This window comes from Bacillus sp. Medicinal_06 (assembly GCF_056711665.1).
Genome location: NZ_JBWYHD010000081.1, coordinates 1 through 255 on the forward strand (window position 1 = coordinate 1; position 255 = coordinate 255).

General features: G+C 51.0%; 1 rRNA gene. It reads right to left on the reverse strand.

What is annotated here, in order from left to right:
- A 23S ribosomal RNA gene (locus AC1M36_RS28590) occupies window positions 1-255 on the reverse strand; the annotation flags it as partial.

Sequence of the window (255 nt, forward strand, 5' to 3'; positions counted from 1 at the left end):
TTCTCTCCTCGCCTACCTGTGTCGGTTTGCGGTACAGGCACCTTTTATCTCGCTAGAAGCTTTTCTTGGCAGCGGGGAATCAAAGACTTCGCTCCATAAGGAGCTTCCCCATCACAGCTCAGCCTTCACGGTAAGCGGATTTGCCTACTTACCAGCCTAACTGCTTGGACGTGCACAACCAATCGCACGCTTCTTCTATCCTTCTGCGTCCCTCCATTGCTCAAACGATAAAGAGGTGGTACAGGAATATCAACC